The organism is Paraburkholderia polaris (genome assembly GCF_012927345.1).
Lineage (GTDB): Bacteria > Pseudomonadota > Gammaproteobacteria > Burkholderiales > Burkholderiaceae > Paraburkholderia > Paraburkholderia polaris.
The window spans coordinates 262853-280308 of record NZ_JABBGJ010000002.1; the positions used below are offsets into that span (position 1 = coordinate 262853).

Annotated in this window: 16 protein-coding genes; 15 read left to right on the forward strand and 1 reads right to left on the reverse strand. The window is 61.0% G+C overall.

The window, feature by feature from the left end; all coding sequences use genetic code 11:
- Window positions 1-81: 81 nt before the first annotated feature.
- The 4 genes from HHL24_RS02375 to HHL24_RS02390 all read left to right on the forward strand — a co-directional run bounded on the left by HHL24_RS02375 (window position 82) and on the right by HHL24_RS02390 (window position 4964).
- The gene (locus HHL24_RS02375) at window positions 82-1224 is read left to right on the forward strand and encodes a sigma-54-dependent Fis family transcriptional regulator (RefSeq protein ID WP_169483783.1); all 1143 of its coding nucleotides are present in this window, start codon (window positions 82-84) and stop codon (window positions 1222-1224) included.
- Window positions 1225-1305: 81 nt separating this feature from the next.
- The gene (locus tag HHL24_RS02380) at window positions 1306-3108 is read left to right on the forward strand and encodes an NAD(P)/FAD-dependent oxidoreductase (protein WP_169483784.1); all 1803 of its coding nucleotides are present in this window, start codon (window positions 1306-1308) and stop codon (window positions 3106-3108) included.
- A gap of 227 nt (window positions 3109-3335) precedes the next feature.
- The gene (locus HHL24_RS02385) at window positions 3336-4352 is read left to right on the forward strand and encodes a porin (protein ID WP_169483836.1); all 1017 of its coding nucleotides are present in this window, start codon (window positions 3336-3338) and stop codon (window positions 4350-4352) included.
- 186 nt (window positions 4353-4538) lie between these two features.
- Entirely contained in the window at window positions 4539-4964 is a 426-nt protein-coding gene (locus HHL24_RS02390; RefSeq protein ID WP_230417311.1) for a hypothetical protein, read from the forward strand.
- A gap of 21 nt (window positions 4965-4985) precedes the next feature.
- Here HHL24_RS02390 and HHL24_RS02395 read toward each other — a convergent pair whose 3' ends face one another.
- The gene (locus tag HHL24_RS02395) at window positions 4986-5876 is read right to left on the reverse strand and encodes a LysR family transcriptional regulator (protein ID WP_169483786.1); all 891 of its coding nucleotides are present in this window, start codon (window positions 5874-5876) and stop codon (window positions 4986-4988) included.
- A gap of 98 nt (window positions 5877-5974) precedes the next feature.
- Here HHL24_RS02395 and HHL24_RS02400 point away from each other — a divergent pair, with 98 nt between their 5' ends.
- The 11 genes from HHL24_RS02400 to HHL24_RS02450 all read left to right on the forward strand — a co-directional run bounded on the left by HHL24_RS02400 (window position 5975) and on the right by HHL24_RS02450 (window position 17374).
- Window positions 5975-7528 carry an AMP-binding protein gene (locus HHL24_RS02400; RefSeq protein WP_169483787.1) on the forward strand — a complete coding sequence of 518 codons (1554 nt, stop codon included), beginning with the start codon at window positions 5975-5977 and terminating at the stop codon, window positions 7526-7528.
- An 11-nt stretch (window positions 7529-7539) separates the two neighbouring features.
- Window positions 7540-8721 (forward strand): acyl-CoA dehydrogenase family protein, encoded by a 1182-nt coding sequence (locus tag HHL24_RS02405; protein WP_169483788.1) that lies wholly within the window; start codon window positions 7540-7542, stop codon window positions 8719-8721.
- A 55-nt stretch (window positions 8722-8776) separates the two neighbouring features.
- A complete protein-coding gene (locus tag HHL24_RS02410) occupies window positions 8777-9874 on the forward strand; it encodes a CaiB/BaiF CoA transferase family protein (protein ID WP_169483789.1) in 1098 nt (365 codons plus the stop codon).
- Window positions 9875-9929: 55 nt separating this feature from the next.
- Entirely contained in the window at window positions 9930-11234 is a 1305-nt protein-coding gene (locus HHL24_RS02415) for an MFS transporter (protein WP_169483790.1), read from the forward strand.
- A gap of 104 nt (window positions 11235-11338) precedes the next feature.
- A complete protein-coding gene (locus tag HHL24_RS02420; protein WP_169483791.1) occupies window positions 11339-12397 on the forward strand; it encodes a porin in 1059 nt (352 codons plus the stop codon).
- Between the two features lie 64 nt (window positions 12398-12461).
- A complete protein-coding gene (locus HHL24_RS02425; protein WP_169483792.1) occupies window positions 12462-12836 on the forward strand; it encodes a BON domain-containing protein in 375 nt (124 codons plus the stop codon).
- A 77-nt stretch (window positions 12837-12913) separates the two neighbouring features.
- On the forward strand, window positions 12914-13249 hold the full coding sequence (locus HHL24_RS02430) for a hypothetical protein (RefSeq protein ID WP_206002674.1): 336 nt from the start codon (window positions 12914-12916) through the stop codon (window positions 13247-13249).
- A 177-nt stretch (window positions 13250-13426) separates the two neighbouring features.
- The gene (locus tag HHL24_RS02435; protein WP_169483793.1) at window positions 13427-14014 is read left to right on the forward strand and encodes a BPSL1445 family SYLF domain-containing lipoprotein; all 588 of its coding nucleotides are present in this window, start codon (window positions 13427-13429) and stop codon (window positions 14012-14014) included.
- A 64-nt stretch (window positions 14015-14078) separates the two neighbouring features.
- A complete protein-coding gene (locus HHL24_RS02440) occupies window positions 14079-14225 on the forward strand; it encodes a DUF3096 domain-containing protein (RefSeq protein WP_074288095.1) in 147 nt (48 codons plus the stop codon).
- Window positions 14226-14294: 69 nt separating this feature from the next.
- Window positions 14295-15116 carry a PRC-barrel domain-containing protein gene (locus HHL24_RS02445; RefSeq protein WP_169483794.1) on the forward strand — a complete coding sequence of 274 codons (822 nt, stop codon included), beginning with the start codon at window positions 14295-14297 and terminating at the stop codon, window positions 15114-15116.
- A 332-nt stretch (window positions 15117-15448) separates the two neighbouring features.
- A complete protein-coding gene (locus HHL24_RS02450) occupies window positions 15449-17374 on the forward strand; it encodes an NHL repeat-containing protein (protein ID WP_169483795.1) in 1926 nt (641 codons plus the stop codon).
- Window positions 17375-17456 lie beyond the last annotated feature (82 nt).

A 17456-nucleotide genomic window follows, 5' to 3' on the forward strand; every position in this document is an offset into this window, starting at 1 on the left:
GTGATCTTCCGCAACCCGCATGCTAAAAGTCATCCTAAGCGCGCTACTCAGCGATAGGCGCCGAGCCGACCGGAGACATTCATGCCCTATGTTCCGCAAGTGAGACACATCGACCGGATCCGCAGGTTGATCGAAGGCCGAACGCCTGATCGCGGCGGCGATGCTTCGCGGCTGGCCTCGTCGTATTGGCGCTCGCTTGAGCAATATCATCTCGATCCTGGCCTGACAGACGGGCCGCGTATTCTGACCGCGCCGGAACTACGTGACATACAACAACGGGAAGAATCGGTTTTACGGGCGTCAGGAGAGTGTCTTTCGCGTCTGCATGAGACGGTGCGCGAAGCAGACTACTGCGTGATGCTCACTGACGCGCAGGGCGTGACGATCGATTATCGCGTTGACCGGGATCGGCGCCACGACTTCAAACGAGCGGGACTTTATTCGGGCTCGTGCTGGTCCGAGCGGGAAGAGGGAACCTGCGGCGTTGCGGCCGTGCTGCTCGATTCACAACCGATTACGGTTCACAAGACAGATCATTTTCGCGCCGCGTTTACCACGTTGACCTGCAGCGCTTCGCCGATCTTCGGACTGGAAGGCGAACTGATCGGCGTGCTGGATGCATCAGCGATTCGCTCGCCTGATGAACGCGAAAGCCAGCGGCTGATCAACCACATCGTGCGTCATAGCGCGGTATTGATCGAGGACAGTTTCTTTCTCAACGCGACCACGCATTGCTGGGTTTTGCTGGCGCACCGGAATCGCCACTACGTGGAAGCCCAGCCGGAAATTCTGATCGCCTTCGATGCTCGCGGAAATGCGGTCGCGGCAAATCGCCGGGCCAAAGAGTGCGTGCCAGGCCTTGACCGGCTGCCGCGACCTGTCTCCGAGCTATTCGATGTTCGCGCCGAACGTCTTCTGGATGCCAGGCCCGGTCGCGACATGGTCTCGATGAAACTGGTGGGCAACGGCTCGCCTCTTTATGCACGTGTTCGTCCGCCCGTCATTCGCTCGCAACGGCAACCTGCGCCGAAGCGGCGGGATCCCGCCCGCGAGGCGCAACCCACACTCACCGATATCGACGCCATTGAGCGCGACCGCATCGTCGCCGCCTTGACGGATGCGAAATGGCGCCCGGACGAGACAGCCCAAACCCTGGGCATCTCGCGCGCGACGCTTTACAGACGGATCGCGAAGTTCGGCATTGTCCCGCCTCACCGGCGCTAGCGGTCCAAGGTTACCGAGCGGGCAAAGAACCCGCGCATTACTTCGACGTTTCACTAATCCGCATCGAATGGAGGAGCAACCATGCCTGAAAATAATGCAAGCCAGACTATTACCCATGTTCTGGAATCCCTGGAGTCGGCGCTGAAACGCGGTGATACTGCTGCGGCCGTCGCGTTGTTTCAACCCGAGTGCTATTGGCGCGATCTGGTGGCTTTCACCTGGAATATCAAAACCATGGAGGGCCGGGATCAGATCGGCGCCATGCTCGACGCACAACTCGACGCCATTAAACCGACCCGGCTGAGGGTCGCTGAAAATGAAGTGCCGACCGAAGCCGACGGCTTAGCCCAGGCGTGGATCACCTTTGAAACGGAAGTCGCCCGCGGCAGCGGCTTTATCCGCGTGAAGGATGGTCTGATCTGGACCTTGCTGACCACCATGGGTGAACTGAAAGGCCATGAAGAACCCAAAGGCAACCGTCGCCCGATGGGCGCGGAACATGGCGCACGTATGGATCGCACCAGCTGGAAGGAACGTCGTGAAGCCGAAGCGCAGGCGCTGGGTCGCGCGGAGCAACCCTACTGTTTGATCGTAGGCGGAGGGCAGGGCGGGATTGCGCTGGGCGCGCGTCTGCGCCAGTTGGGTGTGCCGACGATTATCGTCGATAAGAATCCACGTCCCGGCGACCAGTGGCGTAACCGCTATAAGTCACTGTGTCTGCATGATCCGGTTTGGTATGACCATATGCCTTATTTGCCGTTCCCGGACAACTGGCCGGTTTTCACGCCCAAGGACAAGATTGGCGACTGGCTTGAGATGTACACCAAGGTTATGGAGTTGAACTATTGGGGGTCGACTGTTTGCAAGTCCGCGCGATACGACGAAACGGCGGCTGAATGGGTGGTCGAGGTTGAGCACGACGGCGAGACGCTGACGCTGCGGCCAAAGCAGCTAGTGTTGGCTACGGGCATGTCGGGTAAGCCGAATATCCCCTCGTTCAAAGGCATGGATGTGTTCAAGGGCGAGCAGCATCATTCATCGAAACATCCGGGACCCGATGCGTACAAGGGCAAGAAAGTGGTGGTGATCGGTGCGAACAATTCGTCGCACGACATTTGCGGAGCGTTGTGGGAGGCCGGCGTCGACGTCACGATGGTTCAGCGTTCGTCTACGCATATCGTCAAATCGGATTCGCTGATGGAGCTTGCTCTGGGTGACCTCTATTCCGAGCGCGCGGTTGCGTCAGGCATGACGACATCAAAAGCCGACCTGACGTTTGCGTCGATCCCGTACAAGATCCTGCACACGTTTCAAAAGCCCGTATTCGATGCGATCAGGGAGCGCGACGCGGAGTTCTACGACCGTCTGGAAAAGCGAGGTTTCATGCTCGACTTCGGAGATGACGACTCGGGACTCTTCATGAAATATCTTCGCCGTGGGTCGGGTTATTACATCGATGTGGGCGCCGCCGACCTGGTAGCGGACGGCAAGATCAAGCTGAAGAGCGGCGTGGATGTGGTCGAACTGAAAGAGCACTCTGTCCTGCTGAGCGATGGCACTGAGCTGGAGGCGGATCTCGTCGTCTATGCAACCGGCTACGGATCGATGAACGGCTGGGCCGCCGATCTCATCTCACGTGAAGTGGCGGATAAAGTGGGCAAGGTGTGGGGGCTGGGTTCGAATACGACGAAAGACCCGGGGCCATGGGAAGGCGAGCAGCGCAACATGTGGAAGCCGACGCAGCAGCCTGCCTTGTGGTTCCATGGCGGTAATCTGCATCAGTCGCGCCACTACTCGCAGTATTTATCTCTGCAATTGAAGGCACGCATGGAGGGCATTGCGACGCCGGTTTACGGCCTCCAGGAAGTGCATCACCTTTCCTGACGCCGGTGTGTGTCGATGCGTGCGGCCCTTCGCTCCCAGTCAGAAAGTGAAGCGGCCCGCGCATCATAGTAAGCTTGCCTCACGACGACGCTCTCTTTCGCAACGCCATTTTCCAGGAAGCTTATGGTCGAACCCATCTTTGCGGTACCGCCGCCTTGGGCCGGGAACAACCGTCACGCGAGCGCAAGCCGGTGACGCGCGGTGCCTGGTGGGTTCATCGTGTGGTCATGTGCGCGAGCATCGGTGGCGCCGGATTGCTGACGTGCATGCGTGTCGGCGCAGCCGAGGAGACGGGCGTCGTCACGCTGTACGGCCTGTTGGACACCAGCATCGAAGTAACCAATCCCAGCTCCGGATGGACCGCGCGTCTTGATTCCGGTGCCTATCGAGGCTCGCGGGTCGGGCTGAGCGGCAGTGAGCCCATCACCGCCGACACCGCCGTGGTGTTCGTGCTGGAAAACGGCTTTGGCAGCAACGACGGCACATTCCAGACACCCGGGGTCCTCTTCAATCGTCAGGCATGGATAGGGACGCGTAGCACGTGGGGAGAGGTAAGGGTGGGCCGGCAATACTCGCCGCTCTACATACCGTTCAAAGGCAACCTCGATGCGTTTGGCGCAGGCACGATCGCCTCAGGACTCAACAACCTGTCGAAGATCACGCCGTACGCGAATAACGCCATCACGTATCTTTCGCCGCTGGTCGCCGGATTCAACGGCACGGTCATGTTCGCTACGCGCGATCAGTCGGAAAACGACGGTAACGGCATCGACGGATACTACGTTACTGCCCAATATCAGATCGACACGCTGAAGTTTCTCTATGGCCGTCAGCAGACCCATGGTGGCGGCGCACTGCGCGCGAATCTCGGCGGAGCAACGTACGGGACTGAAAAAATCCGTGTATGGCTTGCCTTCTTCAACGGCGATGGCGGCACGCCCCTGTATCACGGCGCGGGCGGCTCCCTTTCGGCTCAATACAGCCTTTCTTCGCACGCCAGGGCCTCTGTCGGCTATGCGCACGTGCGTGATTTTACCGGGGCGGGGGCGAGTGCCGACCAGTTCAGTGCGGCCTTCGAATATGATCTTTCGCGCACCGTGCTGTTCTATTTCAGCGCGGCTTATCTGTCGAATCACGACGATGCAGCATTTACCCTGCGCGGCGTCAACGTGACCGGGCTGCCGGTCGCATACCCCGGGGCGCCGGTCAAGGGCGTGCAGCTTGGCTTGATCGAGCGATTCTAATCGGCGCGACAGCCCTCGTTCGCGTGCCGTTCGCCGGCTTTCACCGTTCTGAGCGTCACCGTACAGACTTGCCGGGTCAGCCGGACGATTATGGGGTCTCAACGCTCTGCTGCCGCATGTCCTCGAGCTTTTCTAGCAATCCAGCAGAACGATCGCGCTACTACGATGAAACCGTCCGTTCTCCGCATGCTGACCGCCGTTGCGTCGCTGGGCGTAGGACTCTCTTCGGCCGCATGCAATGCCTATGCGCTCGATGCACAACTGGACTGCCAGTCGAGCCCGCATGATTTCATTGCTCCGCTTCTGGACGAGCAGTCGATCGATCCGAAGCCAATGCGCATTGAAGCGAATTCGGTTAACGCATTTCGACCCTCGCGCGGCAGTAACCTGACGGCATTCGGCTTTCATGTCTATGCCGTCTTCGGGTATGAGCAAAACGATCCCATGTTCAAACAAGGCAGCGGCCAGGCGGTTACGCCCCCGACGTACGGCGTAGTGGTGACCGGCTCCGCCGGGTCGGTTGAGGCGAGCGTACGACGGGCAGGCAGCGATGCTGACGTTCACGAAGTGATTCCGCTTATTCTCACAGCCATTTTCTGCAACGGGCATTGAGGCCGGTGCTTCACGCATCCTTCAGCTCGTCCATTCCTGCAGCAGCGCCATCGCGCGCTGTGCGAGCGGCGACAGGTAAGCCTCCTTTCGAAACACCACGCCAATGTGCCGGCGCAAGTCGAGTTCGTTGGTGTCGACATTGAGCGCACGCAATCCTTCTAGCGCGTCAAACGATTCAGTGCCCGCTACGCAGAGCATCGCGCTGCCGCGCAGCAGATGCAGTAGCGAGGTGCTGCCGAAGTCGGTTTCAACGCGTAGCTTTGGCAGGTCGAGACCTTGTCTCGCGAAGGCCGCGTCCACTTGCTGACGAACGGGTATGGTCGGCCCCGGTAGCAGCCATTCCTGATCAACCAGATCGGCCAGCCGCAAATTGCGCTTGAGGTGCAGCGGATGCGAGTCATCGGCCAGCACGGACAGGCTATCGCGAAAGAGTTCGACGAACGACAGTCCGTTTGCATCTGGTTTCGGCTCGGGAGCAACGATCAGGTCGAGTTCACCCGCAACGAGTAAGTCGACAAGGTCGCGTGCAAGCCGGCGCCGCAGTCGCAGGCGTGCAGCAGGCCGTTCCTTCAGCAACTGGCGGCATGCGCCCAGAACGAGCGCCGCGGGCACCGTCGGCGAATAGCCAAGACTCAGCACGCCTTGTTCGCCGCTGCGGATCGCGTGCATTTCCTTCAGCGCGTCCTCGTATTCCAGTGCAATCCGTCGCGCGCGAGCGAGAAATAGCGCACCCGCCTGAGTGGGCGTGACCCCATTCACCGTGCGCTGGAACAACGCGAGGCCGGTCTGCGCCTCGACACGCTGAATGGCTTTCGTGAGCGCCGGCTGGCTCATGCCCAGCGCCTCCGCGGCCTTGCCGATGCCGCCGTGCTCCTCTACCGCAAGCAGGTAATCCAGATCCCGGGTCTCCATGGGCATTCCTGTTGGCTATGGCTTTATAGCCAATGCCGCATTGTGGTGATGGCATGCATCTTACAGACTAACGCCAGCATTGATAAAGGAGACACCGATTGGGCTTTGCTTACTTTCTGCACCGCGCCGCGCGTTATTGGGGCGACAACGTTGCGGTCATTCATCGCAACCGCGAGTTGACGTACCGTCAGCTCGACGAGCGTTCGACCTTGCTGGCGAATGCACTACTCGGCTTGGGGCTCGCGAAAGGCAACCGGGTTGCGGTTCAGGCCCGCAACTGCACGGAGCTGGTGGAAATTGAATGCGCGCTATACAAGGCGGGGCTCGTCAAGGCCGCGCTGAATCCGCGCTTCACGGCGCACGAAGCGGCTGACGTCGTTGAGAATTGCGCGCCGCGCGTCATGATCGCCGGCGAGGGATTCACGGCTTACGATCGTGCGTCGCCCGGGTTCGGTTCGGTCGAGTCGTTTATTTCTCTCGGCGCTCCCGCGAATGGATACATCGACTACGAAACATTGATCGCGCGTGCCAGCCCGCATTTGCCCGAAATCGCGTTGTCGTCCGGCGATCTCGCCGTGCTGCACTTCTCCTCCGGCTCGACCGGCAAGATCAAGGCGGCCATGCAAACCTACGGCAACCGCCTCGCGTCGCTGCGCAAGATCCTGCTGGGCATGGACTGTCCTGCGAAACCCGGCGACCGTCTCGCGCTGATCGGTCCGGTCACCCACGCGTCCGGCATGTTGATGCAGCCGTACCTGTATGCAGGCGCCACGCTCGTCTTGTTCGACACGTTCGAGCCCGCGCACTTTTTGCGGGAAATCGAGCGGCTGCGGATCACGCACGTGTTCATGGTGCCCGCGATGATCAATATGCTTCTCAACGATCCCGCGCTGGACACGGCCGATCTGACGAGTCTGAAGATGCTCGGCTACGGTGCGGCGCCCATGGCACCGGCGCGTATCCAGGAAGCGTGGACCCGTATCGGTCCGGTGCTGTCGCAAGGTTACGGCGCGAGCGAGTCGACCTCGGGCGTCACGCGTCTTTCCATCGCCGACCATGCCGACGCGATTCTCCATCGCCCCGAGCGGCTCGCGTCGTGCGGCCGCCCCACGGGCGAGACTGAAGTTCTCGTGGTTGACGAACACGGCCGCGAGGTCACCGGCGATGCGATGGGCGAAATCGTCATTCGTGGCGCAGATGTGTTTCAAGGCTACTGGGGTGCGCCGGAACTCACGCGCGAAGTGCTCGTCGACGGTTGGCTGCGGACCGGCGATCTGGCGCGCGTCGACGACGAAGGCTACATCTACCTCGTCGATCGTCAGAAAGACATGATCATTTCCGGCGGCTTCAACGTTTATCCGACCGAGGTCGAGGCCTCGCTCTATCAGCATCCCGACGTCATGGAAGCGTGCGTGATTGGCGTTCCCGATGAGAAGTGGGGGGAAAGCGTCAAAGCGGTGGTCGTGCTGAAGAGCGGACGCAACACGATTGCGGACGAGATCATCGCCCATTGCCGCGCGCGTCTCGCTGATTACAAGCTCCCCCGGAGCGTGAACTTCGTTGCCGATCTGCCCAAGAACGCGAGCGGAAAGATCGCCCGCAAGCTGGTTCGCGAGCAGTACTGGCAGGGCGTCTCGCGTCGAGTCAATTGAAGAGGAAGCTTATGTTCGATTACCTGAATAGTGCGGCGTTCGTCGAAACCCGCGAGGGCATTCGCCGCTTCGTCGCGGAAGAATTGCGGCCGATGGAGCAGGAGCTCGGTCTCGGCAGCGAGGACGTCTGGCCACGCGAGACGCTGCGCCGTGTTTGGCGCCGCTCCGCCGCACTGGGTTTCTACGCGGCATGCCTGCCCGTCGCACTGGGCGGCAAGGGTCTCTCGATTCTCGAGCAGTGCGCGCTCAAGGCGGACCTTGCCGCATCCGGTTCCGCGCTCGCGCCGCATGTGCTTGGCGACCTGGGCGGTCCGCCGCGTGTCGGCAACATGCTCAAGTACGCGAGCGCGGACCAGCTCGCGCGCTATTTCGAGCCGGTGATTCGCGGCGAGAAGTCGACCTGCTTTGCACTGACCGAACCGCATTCCGGTTCGGACGCGCAGAGCATTTCCACCACGGCAGTCGTGGACGGCGACGAACTGGTGATCAATGGCGTCAAGCATTACATCAGCGGCGCACCGTTCGCCGACTTCGCGATCGTCATGTGCGTGACTGATGCAACGACCACGCCGCCCGCCATCACCGCGGTGCTCATCGATCTCGATCTGCCCGGCGTGACGGTGGAACAGCAATACGTGCCGATGTCGGGGCAGCACATCGATGCGGACATCCGCTTCGTCGACGTTCGCGTGCCGCGCGCGAATGTATTCGGCGGCGAGGGCAACGGGTTCAAGCTCGGCATGTCGCGCATCAACGTCAACCGGCTGTTGCACTGTCCGACGATGCTCGGTCTCGCCACCGCAGCCTATGAAGCGTCGCTCGATTACGCGCGCACGCGGCGGCAGTTCGGCGGCCCGATCGCACGGTTTCAGGCGATCCAGCACATGCTCGCCGATATGGCCGCGGCGCTGTGGGCATGCGAAAGCATGATTGCGCAGACGGCCGCGCTCGCCGATGCAGGCGCCGATCTGCGCATGAAGGCGGCAGCCTGCAAGCTGTTCGTGTCGGAACGCTGCTTCGAAATCGCGGACAAGGCCGTGCAGATTCACGGCAACGTCGGGGTGACGCGGCATCATCCGATCGAACAGACGTTCCGCAAACTGCGCATGTTCCGTGTCTTCACCGGCACGAGCGAGATCCAGCGCAATACGATCGCCCGCGTGATTCTCGACCCCGCCGGCAGCGCGGCATGACAGGTCAGCACAGTACGCTGAACCTCGCCGCACCTTTCGCAAGGAAACGATGCAGATGAAACCGGACTGGTCATGCCTGAACGGCGTCAAGATTGTCGATCTGAGTCAATTGTTGCCCGGGCCGCACGCCACTTCAATGCTGATGCAATTGGGCGCGGACGTCGTCAAGGTAGAACCGCCGGGCACGGGCGATCCGGCGCGGCAACTTGGCGGTGCGGTTTTCGCGCAGCTCAATCGCGGCAAGCGCTCCGTCGCGCTCGATCTGAAGAGTGCCGCCGGCAAGGCGGCGTTTCTCGATCTGATACGGGACGCGGATGCTGTCGTCGAAGGCTTCCGGCCGGGCGTCATGCAGCGGCTCGGACTCGACTACGCCACGCTCGCCGAGGTCAACCCGCGCATCGTCATGTGCTCGATTTCCGGGTTCGGACAGACCGGACCGTACTCGGCGCTGCCCGGCCACGATCTCAACTATCTGGCGCTCGGCGGCTTCTGGTCGATACCGGTTCAGGTCAACGAGCGTGTCGCGCGTCCACGGGTTCGGCTCGCGGACTACGCCGCGTCGAGTCATGCCGCGCTCGCGCTGGCCGTGGCGGTTCTCAGCGCACGCCAGGATGGCCGTGGCCAGCATCTCGACGTGTCGATCCACGACTGCGTGATGGCGTGGACAGCGCCTGCCGCGTGGACGTCGCGCGACTATGCAGAGGAGCCCATGGCCTCGCCGACGGTCATGCCCGAGAACGACATTTTCGAAACCCGGGACGGGCGGCATCTCGCGCTCGGCATTCTGGAAAACAAATTCTGGCTGACCCTGCGCGAAGCACTCGGTGCCGACTACCCAGCGTTGATGGACGATCGGTTCGCATCGCGCCTCGGCAGGCAACAGTTCAAGCGCGAGGTCAACGCGCTGCTCGCGCACATGTTCTCGGCGCGCACGCTTGCCGAATGGCTCGAAACGCTGAGGGCTTTCGATCTGCCGGTTTCACCGCTGCTTGACGCACACGAGCTGTTTCTCGATCCGCACGTGCGCACACGCGGCATAGTCCGCGAGTTCGCTCACGACGGATCCATGGCGGTGCGCTTTCCCGTGAAGTTCTCCGCAGGTCTGCCCGACGCAAGCGACACCGTCCCGCTGCTTGGTCAGCACGACGGCTGAGGCAACGCAACACCAGGGACGCAAAGACGTTCCGACAATCATGGAGGCAAACCGAATGGCTACCGAACAAAACCGGTATCGGCCCTGGCGGGCGTGGTCCATTGCGATCATGCTGGCCTTGATGATGCTGGTGAATTTTCTGGACAAGGTCGTGCTTGGCCTCGTATCCGTACCGATGATGCGTGAGCTTCATCTGTCGCCCACGCAATTCGGGCTGATCGGCGGCAGCCTCAACTGGCTGTTCTCGATCTCGGCAGTGCTCGGCGGCCTCGCGGCGAATCGCGCGTCGACAAAATGGCTGTTGCTGCTGATGGCAGGCGCATGGACCGCGCTGCAATTGCCGATGCTCGTTGCCGGCTCGATCTGGAGCGTGATCGCGTGCCGTGTCCTGCTCGGCGCGGGCGAAGGGCCCGCGTCGCCGGTTGCCGTGCACGCGCTCTACAAGTGGTTTCCCGACTCAAAGCGCAACCTGCCCGTCGCGGTACTTCATCAAGGCAGCGCCCTCGGCCTGCTGGTGGCCGGCCTGACGATTCCGGCTATTACCGCCCATTGGGGCTGGCGAGTCAATTTTCTCGTGCTGTCCGCACTTGGCAGCCTCTGGTGCGTCGCGTGGCTGGTGTTCGGCGCCGAGGGGAAACTGTCGACTCCGGTGCGATCGGGCCATACCGCGCGGGTTCCTTATGGATTGCTGCTGACGGACCGAACGGTCCTGGGCGTTTTCGCGGGGCATTTCGCTGCAAACTGGATTCTCGCGATGACGCTCACCTGGACGCCGACCTGGCTGCAACTGGGGATGGGTTACTCACCCCAGATGGCGGGCCGAATGTTCGCGTTGTTCGTGGCGATTACTGCGCCGCTTAGCCTGGGCCTGGCCTGGTTGTCCCAGCGGCTGCTGGCGCGCGGCGTGCCGTCGCGGCTTGGGCGTGGCGGATTCCTGACTGTGACGCTGGTCGTAGCGGGTGCGCTGCTTGCCGCACAGGCGTGGCCGGGTCTCCCGCCAATGCTCAGGTTCGTCTTGCTGACGCTCGGCAGCGGCATGACGCTCGTGACGTACTCGATTGGGCCAGCCATGCTCGGCGAAGTGACACCCGATTCACAGCGTGGCGGCATTCTCGCGCTAAGCAACGGTTTTTCGTCACTCGCCGGACTCGCCGCGCCAATCGTGACCGGCTTGTTGATCGAAGGCGCCGGCCGGTCGACGGCGGTCGGGTTCGAACAGGCGAGCGTCGCGAGCGGCGTGGTGTTGCTGGGATGCGGCGTGCTCTGCGCTTTCTGCCTCGACCCGCAACGCTCGCAACGCCGCCTCGCCCTCGGCACGACACATGTAGCGGGGGAGCTCAACCTGGTCGAGCGGGGCTGACGGCACCAGCAAGAATGTTTCTCGTCGCGTACCTCGGGATACGTGACAGATTTCTGCTTTGTTAGTTATCCATATGAACATATATAAAATAATCAAGGAGACGTATGAAGAAGGTCTTGTATGCGACGCTGATGAGCGTGCTTTCCGGTGCAGCCCATGCGCAATCGAGCGTCACGCTGTACGGTGACACCGGTGGAGGCGTCCGATGGACGAACGGTGCCAAGGGCGGTAGCGTAGTCGGCTTCAACAACAATATCATTGCCGGTAACCAGTTCGGCTTCACCGGCAAAGAGGATCTGGGCGACGGTCTCAAGGCGATCTTCAAGCTCGAGGGCGCATTCAATAGCGGCACGGGGGCGGTGAAAACCACGGGTACGCTGTTTTCTCAGGCGGCTTATGTCGGCTTGACCGGCGATTTCGGGCGCCTGACATTGGGCCGGCAACTCAACGCCAACGAAGACTTTGGCATTCTCATCGATCCTGCTGGCGGGCGGGGGCAGTCCATCGCAATCGAACCCGGCGTGGTGTACAGCGCGAACTATTTCACGCTCGATTCGCGCTTCAATAACACCATCAAGTATCTCGGGCAGGTCGGCGGATTTCGCTTCGGCGCCAGCTATTCGCCAGGCGGCGTGGCCGGCAACTCTCGCGCCGGTACAAACTACTCCGGTGCCGCCATGTATCAATGGGGACCGGCGCTCGGCGGCGTGTCCTATCAGAAGACCTGGAGCGCCAGCGCGATGGAGTGGGCGCAAACGTTCCAGACAGGCGGCACGCTGCAAATCGGGCCGGCGCGCCTTTACCTGAACTATGCCGACCTCACGGTCACCGGCGCGACGCCGAGCGCGCCCCGGCGTCGCGACAAAATTCCGGGCGGCGGCCTGGTGTGGGTCGTCACGCCTTCATTCCAGGTCACGGCGGCGTTCATTGACGATATTGCCAACGACCTCGGCAATGTTCAGTCTGCTAGCGGCCACAAGGTCACGACATTTGCGATCGCCGAATATTTCCTTTCCAAGCAGACCGAGTTGTATGCGGAGGTGGATCACAACGGCTTCTCGGGCGCCTATCGCTATGACGCTGCCAACATCACAGCCCTGGGTCTTAATCCTGGCGGCCATGGATTGACCGGCGTTTCAGTCGGTCTGATGACCCGCTTCTAGGCATTCATGGCGACCTGATCAGCGTTCGTATTCCCTACTTATTCACATTGACCGAAGGACTGGCATGATTAACCCACACCAGAACCTGCATGCCCTGTTTGCCGCGGCGCTTCTCGTATTCGCCGGCAATGCCATGGCGCAGGCCACGCCCACGCCCACGCCGGCAGAAGGGGCGTCCGCTAGTGCCTCTGCCGTGGTCTCCACGAAGGCCTCGAAGGCTGCGGACAGGAAGCTTGCCCACCGCATTGCTACCGTGCTCGAAAGGACCCGCGGACTGAACGCGGCCCGCATTCTCGTCAAAGTTCGCGATGGGCATGTCACGTTAAACGGCTCGGTAACCGATAACGAGCAAGTCTCGTTGGCTGCTGATGCCGCGAGGCAAGTCGACGGCGTCAAGACTGTGGAGAATTTCGTTCGCGTTTCCGGACCGTCGCTCTAGTGGCATTGAGAAACCTCATATCGTGCTACGTCGAGCCTTGCTGCTGCTAAGGCGACAGGGACAACACAGCGACAACCATGAACCTGCATCGTCTTGCCCTAAAACCCAGCGACAACGCCGGCGCATTCGCGAAGGGCAATCTTGCCGCAGGCCGGCCCGGATATGCCTATCACGACTACAGGTACCAGGTGAACGATGGTGACAGGTCATTCGCGGCCGGCGGGCGGTTTGGCCAGTCGATTCTCGTGAATCCTGTAGCCGGGATCACGATCGTCAAGTTTTCATCATATCCGGATCAAGCCGCCCGCCCGACGAGCACTGCAGCAGGCAACGCCATCCCTCGCGCGCCACATGCAACGGCCGAAGCGTTGGACGCGGCGGCGCGTGCGATCAAGGCCGCCCTCGGATCTTGAACACAGACCCGCGGTAAGACGCCGAAGACAATTGAAGGCTTATCCGACGGGGCCGGCGTCCGTCTGGGGCGGGCGTGGTGAGGGTAAGCGCGTCCGGCAGTTTGTACGCTGACGTACCGCTTACCGGCTCGATCCGGCGTAGTGTGGGAGCCATCATCTGGAATGGTGGAGGCCATCATGCTGCGAAGAACATTTATCTTGACTACACCCGGTTCGATCCTTGCGATCGGGCTTGCGGTGTCAGGCTGTACGACGACGGGCACCTCCGACGCCAGCAGCGCGCAGATGGACAAGCGACACAGCATTGACGCCGGAGTGGATTCGACTCTAGGACGCCTCTACAACGTCGCAAACGGGTCGCGCGAACTGGTCGGCAAGGCCCGCGGGGTGCTGGTGTTCCCGTCAGTCATCGACGCAGGCTTTGTCGTCGGCGGCCAGTACGGAGAGGGCTCGCTGCGTGTCGGCGGCCACACGGTCGGCTACTACAGCACGGCAACGGGTTCGATCGGCTGGCAAATCGGCGCACAGTCGAAGGCGATCGTATTTCTGTTCATGACTGAAGAATCGTTGGCGAAATTCCGTAGCAGCGAAGGCTGGTCAGCGGGCGGCGATGCATCAGTGGCCTTGCTGAAGGTCGGTGCGAACGGCAACCTCGATACGAGTACGGCAACCGGGCAGGTGGACGCGTTTGTATTGACCAACACTGGACTCATGGCCGGGGCGACACTCGTTGGCACGAAGGTCAGCCGGCTCAAGACCCTTTGACGCAGACTGGCTGGGACGCGCAAGCGGCGCCTGCCGCGTGCGCGCGAGGAGCGAGGAGACAATCATGCATATGCTCACCAGTGCCGGTCCGCTGGTTTCACTGATCGCCGGCATCCTGATTCTTGTCGTGCCGCGTCTGTTGAACTACATCGTAGCGATCTATCTGATCGTGATTGGACTGCTCGGGCTTTTCGGAAGCCACATTCATTGAACGCACGTCTTTCAGCGGGAAGCCGAGGCGGCGAACAGTCTGTCGCGAAGCAGAACCGGAGTATCGAACATGTTGCGAAACATAGAGTTTCTGCAGGGATCCACCGTTACGGCGCGCGACGGCGACGTCGGGAAGGTCACGCAAGTTTATTTTGATGACGAAAAGTGGGGCGTTCGCTATCTGGTTGTTGAAACCGGCGACTGGCTCAGGGACCGGCAGGTGCTGATTTCGCCGTATGCTGTTTCTCACACCGATCCAGGTTCAAGCGCCGTGCACGTGAAACTCACGCGGCAACAGGTGCGCGACAGTCCGAATATCGATGCGCACAAGCCTGTGTCGCGCCAGCATGAAACTGAGTACCTGCGGTACTACGGCTATCCGACGTATTGGGGCGGCGCCAACGTATGGGGAATGGGCGCCTATCCTGCCTTCGACAGTCCCTCTGCAACGATGGGACTGCCCTTGGGTGCATTGAGCGTTTCCCCGGCGGTGGAGCCGGACACCGACGAGCCGCCGGCGGACATCCATCTGCGCAGCACGGAGGAGGTCAAGGGTTACCACATCGAAACGATTGACGGCACCATCGGCCACGTTTCCGGCTTCGTCTTCGACGATGAAGCCTGGGTCATCCGCTACTTGACTGTTGATACACGTAACTGGTGGCCCGGCGGCAAGGAAGTGCTGCTGGCGACTGATTGGATCGAGCTGATCGACTGGTTTGGCTCGACCGTCTCCACTACATTGACACGCGAAGCAATCAAACACAGTCCAGCGTACGACGATGCGATTCCTGTCGATCGGGACTACGAAACGGCGCTTTACGAGTTTTACGGCAGGGAGAGTTATTGGTCTAAGGACGGGATGGTTTCGCCGGGCAAGATCCGGCCGTAACGGAACCCATGCGCACGAACAACGGGCGGGACTTTTCAGTCCCGCCCGTTGTTCGTGTGCCAGTCTTTCGACGGTGCGTCCCGCCGCTCCTGATCAATCAGCCCTTCGCCCACGCGGCGGCCCGACACGAGCGGGGTCGTGCCCATGTCATGTCCTGTCCTGGCGAAGGGGTGGATCTGGAAATATATACGACACGCAATGGCAATAACTTGAGCGATACTCGCGAACTTGCGAATGGCCGGCAAAAATATGCCGGCTGAATTTCTCACGTTTCACTCGATGATTTACGGCGATTTATGTTATCGAGGGACAACTGTCTGGGAGCATCACTCATGGTTAAGAAACGAATCCGTGCTGCGCTGTTTGGCGCGGTGATCATCGTGATCACCGTGATTGCGCCAGCGTGTCAGGCGCAATACAGCACCGACTGGCTGGCGAACACATTCGGAACCCTTGCCGCGCACGTGGGCAATACCGCGCGCTCGATGTGGGTCGCGCCCGAAGGCGTGATCTATACGGCCTCCCTATGGGACGAAAACGAGGGTGGCGTCGCGATCTACCAGAACGGCAAGAGCATCGGTTCCATTGGAATCAACAGCGAGTTTCAGGGTTCGGCTATCACGGGGAATACCACGTCGATCTTCGGTGCGTTGCAGTTCAGCAAAGCGCAGGGCAGCGGGGCGGTAGGACGATACAACCGCGTGACTCAGAAGCGCGATCTTCTCATCCAGGTGAGCGTTTGGAACGCCGTCAAGCATGCCGATGTCATCACCGGACTCGCGACAACCGGCTCTCTCCTCTATGCCAGCGACTTTTTTGGCAATCGCGTGCGCGTCTACACTACTGACGGCGTGTGGCAGCAGGACATCAACGTGTCGAGCCCCGGTGCACTCGCTTTGGATGGCGCGGGAAATCTCTGGGTCGCGCAGCAAAGCGCAGCCGCGGTCGTCGAATTCAGTCCGGCCGGCGCGCCGCTGAACACTATCCAGATGTCCGCGACCTCGCGACCTTCCGCGCTGTACTTTGATGCATCATCGGGACAGCTCATGGTCGGTGACGAAGGGCCCGACATGAATATCAAACGCTACAACGTCTCGGGTACGCCGACCCTGGTCGGCACGTTCGGCATTCAGGGCGGCTATCTCGACAACACCACAGGCATCAAAGGCCAGGTTGGCGACAGGCGCTTCACGCGTGTTGCCGGCATCGGTAAAGACGCTGCGGGCAACCTGTATGTGCTCAACAATCCATGGGGCGGAGGCTGGGACCTTGGCCGCAACGGCGGCACCGATATTCACGCGTATGACCGTGCCGGCAATCTGCAATGGAAGCTTCAGTCCCTCAACTTCGAGGCGGTCGCCGCGCCGGACCCGGTTACAGACGGCGCCTACTTCTATAGCGGCACCAACATTTACACCGGCACTGCTGGAGGCACCTTCGTCGCGAACACCGTCGACCCGATCACCTATCCGTCCGATCCACGCCTCAACATGAACGATACGCAGCGCGACGAGCACTTCGGTCAGCTCGTCAGCGTCGGCGGAAACCGGATCCTCGTCGCGTCCGGCCAGAACCCAGGCATCTTTTACTTCTTCCATTTCAACGCGGCGAGCGGCTACATCGCCATTCCGGACGCGTCGATTCCAGGTCCCGCGTTCAATACGACCCGGCAGGTCACAGGCGGATTTTGCATCGACAGCAGAGGAGACGTATGGGCCGGTCTGGACAGGACGAATCACATCTACCACTACCCGCTGGTCAGCTTCGATGGCAGCGGCAAGCCGACATGGGGACCGGGAATTGCCATCTCCATTCCGCAGAGCATCCGGCCATTGACGCGCATCATCTACCTGCCCGAGAGCGACACCATGATTCTCGCGCAAGGCATCGCCGGGAGCTGGGACTGGACGGCGATGCAATCGAGGATCGAGGTGTATCACGGCTGGAGTGCGGGCAACACCACGAAGCCCGATCCGGTGATCAACCTTACCAGTGTCAATCCCAAGTCGATCACGGCCGCCGGGAATTATCTTTTCGTTGGCTATGTGCATACGGTGCCCAACATCGACGCCTTCAATCTCACGACGGGCCACCTCGATACGACGCTGATCAACTCGAGTGCGGGTACGGTCGACGTGGGCAACGACGTGGATTCGATGTATGGCCTCAGGGCGTACATCAGAGCGGCCGGTGAGTATGTGATCACGAAAGACAACTACAACGGTTCCAGCGTAATTGTCTATCGCTGGACGCCTTGATCGGCTTACTTCGAGACTATGATCAGATGAAAAGAAAGGCGGTGCGCGTTCCACGCTTCGTGGAATTCGCATCGTTCGATTC